This is a genomic window from Gordonia sp. VNK1 (assembly GCF_040049135.1).
Lineage (GTDB): Bacteria > Actinomycetota > Actinomycetes > Mycobacteriales > Mycobacteriaceae > Gordonia > Gordonia oleivorans.
In genome coordinates, this window is record NZ_JBDZDJ010000011.1 from 87,415 (window position 1) to 102,647 (window position 15,233).

Consider the following 15,233-nt stretch of genomic DNA (forward strand, 5'->3'; position numbering starts at 1 on the left):
GGGCTCACACGGTGTCGGCGATGGCCGCGATCACGATGGCGATGTTCCAGAGCAGGCCGATGCCACCGAGTACCACGCCGGAGATCGCCACCCCACGAAACCGTGCCGACGGCGGAAGGTCCGGTCGGGCATTGGACATGCCGATGCTCTTGAGACCCAGGTAGATCGCGAGGCCGGCCGTCACGAATCCCGGGACGATCAGGCACACCGCGAAAAACGACACCAGACCACACACCAGCGCCCAGGTGGCGTAGTTCTTGATCTTGGGATCGGCCGGTGCGAATCCGGCGATGCCGGGCGCGGACGGATAGCCGGGAGGATAGGGGGCCGCCGCCGGGTGCGGAACGACATTCGGCGTCGCCGAGTAGGGCGCGGGTGTCACACCGGGCGACACCGGCGGCAGCGGGGAGTGTTCGGGCTGCTGTGGTGGCGCGTAGCCGGTGTGTGCGCCCGACGATGTGGACTGCGAACCGGGGTTCTTGGCGAGATTCGGGGCGGCTTGCGCGCCCGGAGCCGGGGCAGGCGGCGTGTATGCGGGCGGTGCCACGGTGGGCGGCGCCGCGTTCGCCGCCAGCGCGGCACGTAGATCGGCGGCGAAGTCCGAGCACGACGCGTAACGCCGGTCGGGCTGCTTGTCCATCGCACGTGCGAGTACCTGATCGACGCGGGACGGCAGGTCGGGGCGTCGGGCGGTGACCGGCGGAGGTGGCGTCGACAACTGCGACCGGATCAGGGCGGGTGCACTGCTGCTCTCGAAAGGTGTTGCACCACTGAGGAGTTGGTAGGTGGTGCAGGCGAGGGAGTACTGATCGGCGCGGCCGTCGAGGGTGTCGCCGGCGAGTTGTTCGGGAGACGAGTAGGCGAACGAGCCGACCGTGAGGTCGGTGGCGGTCAACCGGGCGTTGTCGAAGATCGGGCGGGCGATGCCGAAGTCGGCGAGCAGGACGCGGCGTCGTCGCGACGGCCCCGACGGATCGCTGAGCAGGATGTTGGCGGGTTTGACGTCGCGGTGCAGCAGATTGCGTGCGTGGGCGTGGTCGAGGGCGTCGGCCACCGCCTCGGTGATCTGCTCGACATCGGCGACGGCCAGGCCCCGCGGATGGGGGGCGAGCAGTTCGGCGGCATCGGTGCCCTCGATGTAGCGCATGGTGATCCACAGCTGGCCGTCGAACTCGCCGCGATCGTAGACGTCGACGATGTTGGGGTGATCGAGCGAGGCCGCGAGATCGGCCTCGCGGGTGAAGCGGCGGCGGAACGACTCGTCGGCCGAGAGGTCCGCCGGGAGAACCTTCAGCGCGTCGCTGCGCGGTAGTCGCGGATGCTGCACGAGGTACACCTCACCCATGCCGCCCGCACCCAGCTTCCGGACGACCCGGTACCCGGCGAATTCCTGTCCCACGACCAAAGCCACGGCGCCAGTCTAGCGAGGTCGACCGACAGTCCGGACGAACCCGACATCCGTGCAGGCCGGCCCGAAACGCGACTCGGCCCGTCCGACGCGAGCGTCGGACGGGCCGGTGATCGGTTGCGGTGCCACGCCCGGAGAGGTGGCCGGCGGGTCTTCCCAACCGTCGCGGTGAGCGGTCGTCCACCCCCGCCCACAGACCCACTGTAAGTCACCGGTGAGTCCGACGACAGGGACTTTGGACCCGATTTGATCAGTTGATCTGAGTCTGGAGCCAGGCCAGGGTGTCCGGGGTGACCGGGCGCGTGACGTCATCGAACTCGTGATTCTTCTTCAAGAAGGCGGCGACCAGGGGGCAGACACCCACGATGACCTTGTCCTGCGCCCGGGTATCGGCCAGCGCCGCGGTGATCAGGATGGTCGCCAGGCCTCGGCCACCGAACTCCTCGGCGACCTCGGTGTGGAAGAAGATGCGCTCGAGGGCGCCGTCGTGCTCGCGTTCGCGATACACCGTGAAGCCTGCGACCTGTCCGTCGACGGCGATCTGGTAACGGTCGTGGTCGGGGACGTGGGTGACGGTGGCGTCGGCGCCGGTTTTGTCGAGGGGCATGTGCTCGAGGGTAGGCGATCGGCGTCATCTGGTTTTGTCCGTTGATTCCGCGACGCGGCGGTCCATTTTTGATCACTTGATCCAACAATGATAGTTGTTGTGATGGGCGGGGCGGATCGATCGACCAATTTCTTAAATAGAAATTGATCTTTAGCATATGAAACTGATCAATCGATCAGGGAATGGAATCCGCTATTGCTTTGTCGATCGTTTGATCAAGAAATGCGGTGGAGGGTATTTTCGCCGACGGGGCGGGATATGGGACGGATTTCCATGACTCGGCGGCACAGAAAACCCTCAGGTTCCTTTCAGGGAATCCGAAGGATGGTGGGGGTGAGATGGAATCCGGAATTGCGGTTGATGCATTCATTGTCGGCGCTGAGCGATTCCGTCTGAGATTGTCGGTGCTTCCGGATCATCGGTCGCAGTAGCGTCCGGCCGGGCACCGCCACGACATGCCACCAACACGCGCGCAGCGATACCGTTCTCGGTATGGCAACGCTGACGGTCGTCGTGCCCGCCTACAACGAGGAGGCGACGATCGGTGCATGCCTCGATCACCTTCTCGAGCAGACCCGTCCCGTGGACGAGATCATCGTGGTCGACAACGCGTCCTCGGATCAGACCCGACAGATCGTCGAGGGCTATCGCGCCAGATTCCCGCAGGTGCGACTCATCGGCGAGCCACGCCCCGGTGTTGCCTACGCCCGACGTACCGGCTACGACGCGGCGACGGGTGAGATCATCGCGCGAACCGACGGCGACACCTTGGTGGGGCCCACATGGGCGGAGGGGATCGTCGAGGTGCTCGGTTCCGACGACGCCCGCGGTGGCGTTCGGGTCGACGGGGTCACCGGCCCGGCGTCGTACTGGGGAGGCGGACGGGCAACGCAGTGGTACGAGCGGCTGATGCTGCGCGGGACACTGATGCGCGAAGGTGGTTACGTGCCGTCGATGGTGGGGTTCAACTGTGCCATCCGGGCACGGTGTTGGCCGCAACTCCGTGACGGGCTCTCCTACCGACCGGATATCTGGGACGACGCCGATCTGAGCCTCGAGATGCGGGAGAGAGGCATGCGCGTGTTCTTCCACCCTGCGGTGAACGTGAGGACATCGCTGCGCCAGGTGCGCCACTCGCCATGGGCGAATCGCAAGTACATGCTGGGCGGCGTGCGCACGGCGTCGGCACGGCGCGATCGTCGGATGCTGGCGATGATGATCATCGAGTTCCCCTTCCGGGTTGTCTTCACGTCCTTCCTGTGGCTGCTGTTCCGGCCGTGGGACGAACAGAAGCAGAACTGGCGTCCGTATCGGCTGGTCACGCCGCTGGCCCGGGAACGATCACTGATCACCGAAGGTCGGGACGAGTAGCGATCACGCGCGTGTCCGGTACGGGCTCAGCGTGAGGTTGCGGCCTTGCGGTAACCGCGCAACGCCGGATACGTGCAGATCGCCAGTGCGGCGACCGTCCAGGCGACCACGGTGAGGAAGTCCGATGTGATCGGACCGCCGGAGGCGAACGATCGCATGACCTCGATGGCCGGGGTCATCGGCTGGTGCGCGACGATGGGCTGCAACCAGGTCGGATAGGCGTCGACGGGACTGAATCCGGAGTTGAAGAACATCAGCACGCTTGAGAGCAGCGACAGCATCGGCACGAGTGGCGCACTCGGGCGGACATTGACCGCGATGGCCAGCACCATCATCGAGTAGGCCATGCCGAACATCAGTGAGACGGCGAGAATGCCGAGCACGGCCACAGGTCCCTGGGTGAAGCGAAACCCGATGCCCAGCCCCGCGATCAGTAACAGGAAGGTGGTCAGCAGGATCCGGACCGCCTCGCACAGCAGACGCGAGGTGAGATCGGCGGCGCGGTGGATCGGGAGCACATACAGCCGACCGAGCAGACCGGTACCACGCTCCTGGTTCAGGCGAACCCCGCTGGCGAGTGAGCCGAACATCGCACTCACCAGGATGACCAACGGCACCGTGCCGAAGGCACTGTTCTGGCCGGTGGCGCTGCCGATGGTGTCGCCGAGAACGACCTTGAACATCACCATGGTCAGGGCCGGGACGAACAGGATCTGCACCACCGTCGCGCGGTCTCGGATCAGGACCGACAGCTGTCGATGAGTGAGCACGAGGCTTTGGACCGCCCACGCCGTGAGTGATCGTTCGGAGTCTGCCGCCCCGGAGACCGGTGACGGGGCCGCAGCGCTCACATGGGCATCGGTGGCGGTCATCGATTGGCCTTCCGCAGGCCGACGAACATGAGTGCGCACGCCAGAACCAGCAGGCCGAGCGACCACCAGAGCGTCGGCAGCAACGTCTCCGCGGACGCGGTGCCCTCGTTGAGCGTGCGCATCGCCGTGGCGAACTGGGAGATCGGTTGGTTGCGGACGAACGGTTGTATCCACTCGGGAAACTGCGATTCGGGCACGAATCCGGTCGACAGCATGCCGAGGATCAGGATGGGGAGGGTGAGAGCCTGACTTGTCGATTCCGGGGTGCTGGCGATCAGACCGATCGCATCGGCGATGAGGGCGACGATGACGCCCACCACAAAAGCGACCGTATACAGGCCCAACGTGCCCAGTACACCCCCATCGGGCCGCCAGCCGATCACGGCGCAGGCGATGGTGGCGCAGACCAGGGAGATCACGAGCAGCACGGCATTGGTGCCGAGACGGGCCAGCATCGGGATCGCCGTCGGCATCGGCAGAGTGCGAAAGCGTGTGCTGATGCCCTTGGCGCCATCGAGGGATGAGCGCATGGCCGCCGCCGATGCCATGAAGCCCACCGATTGCAGCATGATGATGGGCATCAGGAACTGCGCGTAGTCCATTCCGGGCGCCGAATCCATGATGGACCGCAGTGGCAGGTAGAAGCAGACGGCGAGGAACACCGGGGAGATCAGTGCGAAGAGCACCTCGCCGGTGCGGACCATCCCGAACACGCCGCGTACCGTCAGTGCCCACCACTGGCCGGCAACGCTGATGCGTGCCGGGCCGGCGACCACGGTTGGCGAGGGCACCGATGTCTCCGCGGTCACTGATCCTCCCGGCCGCGCGAGGGTGCGGTGAGCGACAGGAACACCTCGTCGAGCGACGGGCGACGGAGAGCGATGTCGGCAAGCGCGATGCCGGCGCCGCTCGTACGCCGGACGACCTCGACAAGGGTGTCGGCGCCGTCGGGTGCGGGAACGGCAACGGAAAGGTCTTCCCCGGTGGTGTCGGAGAGCACCGCGAAACCGCCCGTGTCATCGCTGTCGATCAGGGGAAGTCGTGGGCGGTGGCCCCGGTTGCCACCGATGAGATCGGCCAGCAGATCGCGTAGCCGCGGCAGATCCTGGACATGGACCGGCGTGACCTGGCAATAGGACGCGCCGGTCTGCGCCTTCAGCTCGTCGGAGGTGCCCTCGGCGATCACGCGACCGCGATCGATGACGACGATCCGATCGCTGAGTGCGTCGGCTTCCTCAAGGTACTGCGTGGTCAACAGGGTGGTGACGCCGCGCTGCCGCAGTCCGTCGACCAGTCCCCACACCTCTTGCCGGCTACGCGGGTCGAGTCCGGTGGTGGGCTCGTCCAAGAACACGACCTTGGGCATGGTGACCAGGCCGCAGGCGATGTCGATACGGCGTCGCATGCCGCCGGAGTACTCGCTGACGCGACGGCCGGCGGCGGCCCGCAGGCCGAACTGGTCGAGAAGTTCGGTGGCCCGCTGCTTTGCCTCGGCCTTGGTCAGGCCCAGCAGCCTGCCGAACAGGACCAGGTTCTCCTCGCCGGTGAGGGCCTCGTCGAGGGCGGCGAACTGCCCGGTCAGCATGATCGAGCGGCGCACGGCGGCGGCCTCGGTCACCACGTCGTGGCCGGCGACGGTGGCGGTACCACCATCCGGTGCGAGCAGCGTGCAGAGCATGTTGACCGTGGTCGTCTTACCCGCTCCGTTGGGGCCGAGCAGGGCCACGATCGAGCCCGCCGGGACCGCGAAACTGACATTCTCGACGGCCACCATGTCCTTGAACTGCTTGCGCAAACCGTTGACCACGATGGCGTGCGACGGTGCGGCCACCGACGGGGCCGGTCCCGTGGTGAGCGCGACACCAACATCGTCGAGCGTGCCGGATTCGGGCAGATCGCGATCGACACGAAGATCGGGCCGGGGTGCAGGGTGGGCATGTGGGTGCGGCGTGAACCCGCGTTCCGGCTGCGCCTGCGTTCCCGATGGCCGCGGAGGAACCGGCTGTGGCCGCGGTGTCGCCGGTGGCCCGGGTCTCGGCGCGGGAGCCAATCGGGGTCGCGGGGGCGCGGCTTGGGCGGTGGCCCGGATCAGCCAACTCGATCCGGTGCCGTCGGGACGGGAGTGCCGCCCCCGTGGCGGGGTGGTGTCGGGCGTCGGACGTTGCGTGCCGTTGTTCCCGATCTCCCTCGATCCATGGATCGGGCGTTCACCGTGGGTGCCACTGACACGGGTGCCGTTGACGCGCAGCACCTCCTGCTGTCCGGCCACACGCCTGCGGGAGGGTCCCGGGCCATCGGGCAGGTCGGGCATCGGACTCCTTCGGGCCAAGCTGGTCACAGTGGTCGCGCGCTCACTTCCTGAACATACGCACCTCCGCCGCACCGGAGGGAACACCAGCGGGATTGCCGGGGAGAATCTCCGAAAATGTCCGATAAGCGGCGGTTTCCGGGGTAGTTCACCTCGAGTGGTCGAATACGCGTTACGGTGGTGGTCGGAAGCTCCACCCTTCCTCCATGAGACCGATTTCGCCCGCCTCAACGTTACACAGTGGGCATCCGGAACCAACGGATCTCCGAGGCTGTCATGTAACGGACGGTACCGCGAAATCGAAAAACATGTGTGATGCACCCGTCCACGCCCGTGTGTCACTCGAAGAAGTCGCATGATTGCCGTTCGAAGGTCACGAGACTGACTCGATATGGCCGGTTTCGTGTGCGTCCGGTAAACAGATGAAATGAGGTTGATGTGCTTTCATTTGGAATACAGATCAATCTCATCGGTGCATTCTCAATGGGATATTCCAGCTCGTGTTCGTTGGGGATCGCGCAGTGACGAAGGAGGATGCGTTGACGCTGGTCGACGACTCTGCCAGGGCCGACTCGGTTCTCGAGCTGACCGCAGCCCAGCGGGGGATGTGGTTCGCCGAGCGGTTGTCGCCGGGCTACTCGGTCAACATTGCGCAGTATCTCGACATCCGTCACCCGGGCGGCGGACTCGATCACGATCTGCTGTCCGAGTGCCTGATCGAGGCCGGCAAGGTGATGGAGTCGCCGTGTATCCGGATCTCTGAGAGCGCGGACGCGGTCGGGCAGATCGTCGATCGCGACATGGACCATCAGGTCGATACGGTCGATCTGCGTGATGTCGCCGATCCGTTGGTGTCGGCTCATGAGTGGATGCGTGCCGAGTACCAGAAGCCGGTTGACCTGCTCGGTGACCCGCTGGTGGTCAGCCGGTTGCTGCGGATCGACGACGATCGCACGCTCTGGTACATGCGTGGGCACCACATCGTGATCGATGGCTACTCTGCGCTGACCCTGATCCGCATGAGCGTGGAACGCTACAACGCGGCGGTGTCGGGCACCGAGGTGATCGAGAAGCCGCTCGCCACGATGGCCGAGGTTGTCGCCGACGACCACGCGTACGGCGCCACCACCCGACGCGAGACCGACGCCGCACACTGGCGATCGCGGGTGGCCGACCTGCCCGAGCGCGTCACGCTCTCCCACCGCGGGGCAACCGCGCCGTTGACCCCCGACAACCTGGTCGCCTCGGCCACCCTCGCCGCCGACCGGCAGCGCCGATTGGAATCGGTCGGATCGGAACTCGGAGTGTCGGCGGCAGTCATGCTGACGGCCGCCTTCAGCGCATTCCTGTCCCGAATGACCGGCTCCGATGACGTGGTGCTGACGCTCCCGGTCACCGGCCGGGCCACCGCCAAGATCAAGAGGGCCGGCGGCATGCTGGCCAACCTGCTGCCGGTGCGGACCTCCGAGGTCACCGCCGGCAGTGTGCGCGAGCTGATCGAGAAGGTGCACGTCGAGCTCACCGGAGCACTTCGTCACCAGCGCTACCGGGTCGAGGATATCCGCCGTGATGCCGGTCTGCTGGACTCGGCGTCCTCGTCGTTCGGGCCGATCGTCAACATGATGTTCTTCGACAAGCCCATCGAGATCGTCGGAGCGCAGGTGGAGTACCACATCCTGACCTCGGGAATTCTCGAGGACATGCTGCTCAACCTGTACCAGGGGAGTCCGGGAGCGCCGCTGGTCATCGATCTGCACGGCAACCCCGGTCTGTACACGCAGGACGAACTGGATGAGCTCCATGCCCGTTTCGTCGACTTCCTCGCCGGGTTTCTGGCACCGGAGGCCATCGACCGCCCGGTCATCGACATCGACATGCTCACCGACGCGGACCGCAGGATGCTCTCCGCTCTGCCGCGGCCGACGGTTCCGACGCCTCGGGCCCACCGCACGGTGGTCGACCTGTTCGCCGAGGTGGCCGAACGCCGTGGTGACCACGGTGCGGTCACCGATGCCGACGGCCGCACCCTCACCTACGGCCGGCTGGCCGAGCGTTCGGATGCGGTGGCGCGTGCCCTGGCCACACGCGAGGTCGGTACCGGAGACCTGGTCGGAATCGCCGCCCGACGCGACTGCGACCTCGTGGTCGCGATCGTCGGTGTCCTCAAGGTGGGTGCCGCATATCTGCCGCTCGACACGACAAATCCGGTGGATCGACTCGCCTACATCACCGCCGACGCCGATCCGGTCTGTGTGATCGCCGACGAGGTCGTCACCGGAGACATCGGTTCCGAGGCCGGCGTGGCATGGCTCGCCGATGTGCCCTCGGTGTCGGTATCCCAACTCGTCGAGGAGGACCCGCAGGGGCCGGCTCCGCAGGGGCCGCGGCACAGTGACACCGGCGCGTATGTGATCTATACATCGGGTTCAACGGGCCGCCCCAAGGGCGTGATGGTCACGCACCGCAACCTGGTCTCGTTGCTCGACGCGGCGGCCGAGGATTTCGACTTCGGCGACGACGACGTGTGGACCGTCTTCCACTCCTACGCCTTCGATTTCTCGGTGTGGGAGCTCTTCGGCCCGTTGCTGACCGGCGGACGCACGGTGATCGTCGATCGGGCGGTCGCGCGTGAACCCGAGGACTTCCTCGATCTGCTCCGGCGAGAACAGGTGACCGTGGCGTCGCTGACCCCGTCGGCCTTCTACGTCCTGGCCGATGCGCGCCGCCGCACACAGACCCCGTTGTGCCTGCGCTACATCGTCTTCGGTGGTGAGGAGCTTCGTTTTGACGAGGTGGCCCGCTGGTATGACGCCTTCGGTGGCGACATCGCGCTGGTCAACATGTACGGCATCACCGAGACGGCCGTGCACGTCACCTATCGCCCGCTGGACTCCGAGTTGGTCCGCGGACGCAGTGCGAGCCTCATCGGCCGTCCGCTGTCGTCGCTGGCGTTGAGTGTCCTCGACCGCCGGCTCCGCCCGGTGCCGGTGGGTGCCGTGGGTGAGATCTACGTGACCGGCGCCCAGCTGGCGCAGGGCTATCGCAATCGACCCGGGCTCACCGCAACCAGATTCATCGCAGACCCGGCGGGCTCCGGTGCTCGGCTGTACCGCACCGGTGACCTGGGGCGTCGACTCGCCGATGATGTCGAATATCAGGGTCGTGCCGACAGCCAGATCCAACTTCGCGGTTTCCGGGTCGAACTCGGTGAGGTGGAGACCGCGGTGCGCGCGGTCGACGGCGTGCGGGCTGCGGCGGCGTCGGTCGTCGATGGCGGCAGCGGCGGAATGAAACTCGTCGCCTACGTCAGCGTCGACAACGATGACCTCGACTCGATCGCGATCCGAAAAGCGGTGCGCGAGAAGGTTCCCGGTTACATGGTTCCCGACGTCGTGATGATCATCGACGAACTTCCACTGACCGCCAACGGAAAACTGGATCGTCGGGCCCTTCCCGTTCCGGTTGCCGCAAGTCGGACTCGGTTCGTCGCGCCACGCACCGACACGGAGGCACGCCTGGTCGATCTTGTCGCCGAGGTGCTCGACGTGTCCGCGGTCGGTGTGCTGGACAATTTCTTCGCGATCGGCGGCGACTCGCTCGATGCTGCCCGGCTGGCGGCCCGCATCCGTGACACCTTCGACACGTCGCTGCCGCTGACCGAGTTGTTCGGTAGTGAGGATTTTGCCGAACTCGCTCGCCGGGTGACCGACAGTCAGGCAAGTGCATTGCCGCCGTTGACGATCCGCTCGGAGCGCCCGGATGTCCTGCCGCTCTCGCCCGCGCAGTCGCGGCTGTGGTTCCTCAATCGGATGGACCCGGCCGCCGCCACCTACAACATGGCCGGCGCGGTGTCGATGGGCATCGAGCACGACGCCGACGCGCTCGTCGCGGCCTTCGGTGCGGTGGTGCGGCGCCACGAACCCCTGCGAACGCGCTATCCCTCGGTGATGGGTGAGCCCACCCAGGAGATCCTCGACGCCGCCGAGGTCATCGACACGATCATCGACCCGGTGCGGTCGGTCGCCGCCGATGATCTCGACGCCGCGATCAGCGAGGTGTCATCGCGTGGCTTCGACCTCGTGTCCGAGGTCCCGGTACGTTTCTCGCTGTTGCGAACGCCCGATGAACTGGTGATCGTCATTGTGCTGCACCACATCTGCGGGGACGGCCTGTCGTTGACGCCGTTGGTCCGTGATCTGCTGACGAGTTACCGGGCCCACGGTGCGGAGCAGGCGTTCTCGCCGCTGCCGCTGCAGTACGCCGATCACACGCTGTGGCAACGAGAACTGCTCGGAGATCCGCAGGAGCCCGATTCGCTCGCGGCCAGGGAACTGGACTTCTGGGCCGGTGAACTCTCCGGTCTCGACGAGATGGTGGACTTGCCTACCGATCGTCCGCGTCCGGCACATCCCACCGGCGCCGGCGCCTACCTGGACCGTCAGATCGACGGCGATCTGACCGAGGCGGTCGCGAGGCTCGCCGCGCGTAATCGATCCACATCCTTTCATGTGCTGCACGGCGCACTCGCGATCCTGTTGTCCCGCTTGTGGGGCGGCGAGGACGTCGCGGTGGGCACCGCGGTCGCCGGTCGCGAGGATCCCGCCCTTGCCGATCTCGTCGGGATGTTCGTCAACACCGTCGTTCTCCGCACCCGGGTCCGCCCCTATGACACCGCCGATGACGTGGTGACGGCCGGCAGGCAGGCGAACGCACGGGCACTGGCACATGCGCATGTGCCCTTCGAGCAGGTGGTGGAAGCACTCGCACCGGATCGTTCACTGGCCCATTCCCCGCTGTTCCAGGTGATGGTGACGTGGAATCATGACCGTCTCGGCGCGGTCGAGGGTGATTTCGGGGCGCGGTTGCTCGATGCGCGTGTTCCCGCGGCCAAGTACGACCTGCACGTCGCCTTCACGCGGGTCGAACGTTCCGGGAAAACCGGGATCCAGGTCGAGTTCGGTTACGCCACAGAACTGTTCGACGAGACGACGATCGCGTCCGTTGCCGATCAGTTCAACCGGGTGCTCTCGGCCATGGTGTCTCGTCCCGATGCGCCGATCGGTGGCATCGACCTGCTCGATCAGCCCACCGTCGACGAACTCGCTGCGGTGACCGATCCCGCGACGCCGCGCACCTTCCGGGCGTTGCTCGCCGATGCCGTCGCCGGTGGTGGGCAGTCGCCGATCGCCCTGTCCGGAGACTGCACGGTGACGCGTAAGGTCTTCGAAGCCCGCACCAATCAGATTGCCCGAGAACTCATCCGGTTGGGGATCGGTGCTGGTGACGTGGTCGCGATCGAGATCGCGCGATCCACCCTTTCGGTCATCGCGACCATCGCCGTCGTCAAGTCCGGCGCCGCCTTCGTGCTCGTCGACCCGACGTACCCCACCGAACGTCGCGAGACCATGATCGCCGCGGTCGGTTCACGCATCGGACTGACCGGCGCGGGTCACGCCGCGACGGCCCATCCCGGTATCGAGTGGCTCGCACTCGACGACGCGGACCTCGAGATGCAGATGGCCGGTCACAGCGGGGCCCCGGTGGGCGAGGATGAACTGCGTTCGCCGGTCACGCTCGACCACCTGGCGTATCTGATCTTCACCTCGGGATCGACCGGCAAGCCCAAGGCCACCGCGATCAGCAATCGCCAGGTGGCCAATATGGCGGTCAGTTCGGCCCAGCGGTTCGGGGTCGACGCACACAGCAAGGTGCTCCACGTCGCCTCACCGAGTTTCGACGTCTCCATCCTGGAGTTGCTGCTGGCCCTGTGTGCGGGAGCCGAGCTGGTGGTCGCCGGCGCCGACGACTACGCCGGAGCCGCATTGACCTCGGTGATCGCCGAGGGGCAGGTGACGCACGCGATGATGACCCCCTCGGTGCTCTCGACCGTCGATCCCTCCGATGTGCCCACTCTGCGGACGGTGATGGCGGCCGGCGAGGCGTGCACCGTCGAGTTGCTCCGTCGATGGAGTGAGCGCAGGTTCTTCAACGCCTACGGTCCCACCGAGACCACCGTCATTGTCACCGTCGACGGACCGATGGCGCGTGACGATCAGGTCACCATCGGCCGCGCGTGGCCGGGAGTCGGGGCGTTCGTGCTCGATTCGGCACTGCGACCCACCCCGCCGGGGGTGGCGGGCGAGTTGTACCTGACGGGCGTCCAGGTCGGCCTGGGATATCTGCATCAGACCGGCCTCACGTCGGTTCGGTTCGTGGCCAACCCCTTTGGACCCGGGCGGATGTATCGGACCGGCGACCGGGTGACACGCAGGGCCGACGGTCGCATCGTCTACCACGGCCGCAATGACTTCCAGATCAAGATCCGCGGCCTGCGTATCGAACCCGGTGAGGTCGACGCCGTTCTCGAGACCCACCCCGAGGTGGTCACCGCCTTGAGTCTTGGCGCCCCGACCCCCGGTGGCGAGACGTTGCTGGTGACCTACGCGACCGTGGCGCCGGGTTCGGCCGTCAGCCCGGATACGTTGTTGCGGTTCGCTTCTGAGCAACTGCCTCGGCACATGGTGCCGCACACGGTGGTGTTGATCGACGAATTCCCGCTGACGCCGGTCGGAAAGATCGACCGCAAGGCACTGCCGTCGGTGGATCTGGCATCCTCCGACGAGTATCTGGCCCCGCGCACCCAACTCGAAACCGTCATCGCCGGCGTGTTCGCCGAGGTGACCGGGCGCGACCGGGTCGGTGCCCGCGACGACTTCTTCGGGATCGGGGGCACCTCACTGTCGGCGGTCAGGGTCACCGCGCAGCTCAGTGAGGTTCTCGGGCGCTCTGTTTCGGTCCGCGAGCTGTTCGAGGCGGCCAGCGTCAGCGAGCTCGCCGAACACCTCGCGGGAGCCTCCGGTGGTGAGACGGTTCCACGTCTGCGTCCGCGCGCACGCGCCGAGTTGGTCCCGGTGTCGACGGTGCAGCGCGGTATGTGGCTGCTCAATCAGGCCAATCCGGAATCGTCGGCCTACAACGTCGCACTGGCGTTGCGCGCCGAGGGCGAACTCGACCACGACGCCATGAAGGCCGCCGCGGTGGACCTGGTGATGCGCCACGAGTCGCTGCGCACCACCTATCCGATGATCGGCGGTGAACCGACCCAGGTGATCATTCCCGCCGACACGGTGATCGAACAGCTGGACTACCGGACCGCGGTCGTGCTCGGGGACGTCGAGGCGGCCATCGCCGGAGTGACCGGGGAAGGGTTTGACGTCGCCACCCAGGCGCCGGTACGTATGGCGGTCCTGGAGGTTTCGCCGACCGATCACATCCTGGTCTTCGTCGTGCACCACATCTGCGGCGACGGCTCGTCGATGGCTCCGATGGCGCGCGACCTGATGAGCGCGTATGCCGCGCGCCACCGCGGCCATGCCCCGCAGTGGGCTCCGCTGGAGGTCCAATACGCCGACTTCACGCTGTGGCAGCTCGAGAAGTTGCAGCGCGTCAACGCCGACGACCGGACCGAGGCCCAGACCCAGCTGGATTATTGGACTGCACGCCTGTCCGGCGCGCCGGCGAGCATCTCGTTGGCCACCGACCGCCCCCGCGCCAAGACGCCGACGGATTCCGGTGGCGTGCATGAGTTCGAGATCGACGCGGACCTGGTCGCGGAGCTCACGAAAGTTGCTCGGGCACATAACAGCACACTGTTCATGGTGGCGCATGCGGCATTCGCGACCCTCCTGAGTCGCTTGTCCGGCGATACCGACGTGGTGATCGGAACGCCCTATGCGGGGCGCGACGATCGAGCACTGGACGACGTCGTGGGCATGTTCGTCAACACCCTGGCGCTACGGACCCACGTCGACGCCGACGAGCAGTTCGCCGATCTGCTCGAGCGGGTACGCCGTGAGGATCTCGCCGACATGGCCAACGCCGACGTGTCGTTCGAGACGATCGCCTCGGCCGTACTCGATTCGCCGCCGACCGCGCACCATCCGATTTACCAGGTGATGTTCGCATTTCAGAATCTGGAGTTCCCGGCGATCGAACTCGAGGGCCTCAGAGTCGGCCACATCCCCGAGGAACTGGTCACGGCGAAGGTGGATCTGCAACTCACGCTGTACCCGGGTGGGTCGCCGTCCGAGCGGGTCGGTGATCCGATGCGTGGCCAATTCCATTACGCCAGTGACCTGTTCGATGCGAGTACGGTGGAGACTCTGGCGCTTCGGTTCCTCCGGGTTCTCGAGGCGGTGGCCACCGACGCCGACTGTATCGTCGGCGACATCGTGATCCACACGACGGCGGAGCTCGTCGCGGAAGACGACGAGCGAGGCGACAATCGCACACTGAGCGACATGCTGGCAGCCGCGGCAGACATCGACGGCGACGCCCCGGCGGTCACCTGGAAGGGTTCGGCCGTCTCCTTCGGAGCGCTGTCGGCATCGGCGGCGGCGATGGCGGCCGTCCTCCCCGACGCGAATGCCGACTCGGCTCTGGTCATGGCACTGATGAGCAGCGTTCCGACGCTCGCAGGCGATGGACCGGAAGGTCTCGACGAGGTCCTCGGGATGTTGCGTACCAACGCCGGACTCGCGGTCGACGGCGCCGCGTCGCGCGGTCGGCACCAGTGACGCTTCGCACCGATCGAGACGCTCAACACCAGGAGGAACACCAATTAATCGCCCATGGGGTATCGATCCTGCGACATCCGACCTGGTGTCG

General features: G+C 66.4%; 7 protein-coding genes. 2 read left to right on the forward strand and 5 right to left on the reverse strand.

The features are described 5' to 3' along the window. Positions 1 to 4: 4 nt before the first annotated feature. Positions 5 to 1,411 carry a protein kinase domain-containing protein gene (locus ABLE94_RS15230; RefSeq protein WP_348809159.1) on the reverse strand — a complete coding sequence of 469 codons (1,407 nt, stop codon included), beginning with the start codon at positions 1,409 to 1,411 and terminating at the stop codon, positions 5 to 7. 247 nt (positions 1,412 to 1,658) lie between these two features. After that, positions 1,659 to 2,015, reverse strand: coding sequence for a GNAT family N-acetyltransferase (locus ABLE94_RS15235; RefSeq protein WP_348805549.1), 357 nt, complete (start codon positions 2,013 to 2,015; stop codon positions 1,659 to 1,661). A gap of 492 nt (positions 2,016 to 2,507) precedes the next feature. Here ABLE94_RS15235 and ABLE94_RS15240 point away from each other — a divergent pair, with 492 nt between their 5' ends. After that, complete coding sequence (locus tag ABLE94_RS15240; protein WP_348809160.1) at positions 2,508 to 3,386, forward strand: glycosyltransferase family 2 protein; 879 nt, start codon at positions 2,508 to 2,510, stop codon at positions 3,384 to 3,386. Between the two features lie 26 nt (positions 3,387 to 3,412). Here ABLE94_RS15240 and ABLE94_RS15245 read toward each other — a convergent pair whose 3' ends face one another. From ABLE94_RS15245 to ABLE94_RS15255, 3 genes are read right to left on the reverse strand one after another with little or no spacing between them, the layout of a single operon-like run. Further along, a complete protein-coding gene (locus tag ABLE94_RS15245) occupies positions 3,413 to 4,258 on the reverse strand; it encodes an ABC transporter permease (RefSeq protein WP_348805547.1) in 846 nt (281 codons plus the stop codon). Then, the gene (locus tag ABLE94_RS15250) at positions 4,255 to 5,049 is read right to left on the reverse strand and encodes an ABC transporter permease (protein ID WP_348805546.1); all 795 of its coding nucleotides are present in this window, start codon (positions 5,047 to 5,049) and stop codon (positions 4,255 to 4,257) included. The genes ABLE94_RS15245 and ABLE94_RS15250 overlap by 4 nt, the downstream gene beginning before the upstream one ends. A gap of 14 nt (positions 5,050 to 5,063) precedes the next feature. Further along, a complete protein-coding gene (locus ABLE94_RS15255; RefSeq protein ID WP_348805545.1) occupies positions 5,064 to 6,569 on the reverse strand; it encodes an ATP-binding cassette domain-containing protein in 1,506 nt (501 codons plus the stop codon). A gap of 518 nt (positions 6,570 to 7,087) precedes the next feature. On the opposite strand from ABLE94_RS15255, the gene ABLE94_RS15260 reads away from it, so the two are divergent. Beyond that, a complete protein-coding gene (locus tag ABLE94_RS15260; RefSeq protein WP_348809161.1) occupies positions 7,088 to 15,142 on the forward strand; it encodes a non-ribosomal peptide synthetase in 8,055 nt (2,684 codons plus the stop codon). The last annotated feature ends 91 nt before the right edge of the window (positions 15,143 to 15,233 follow it).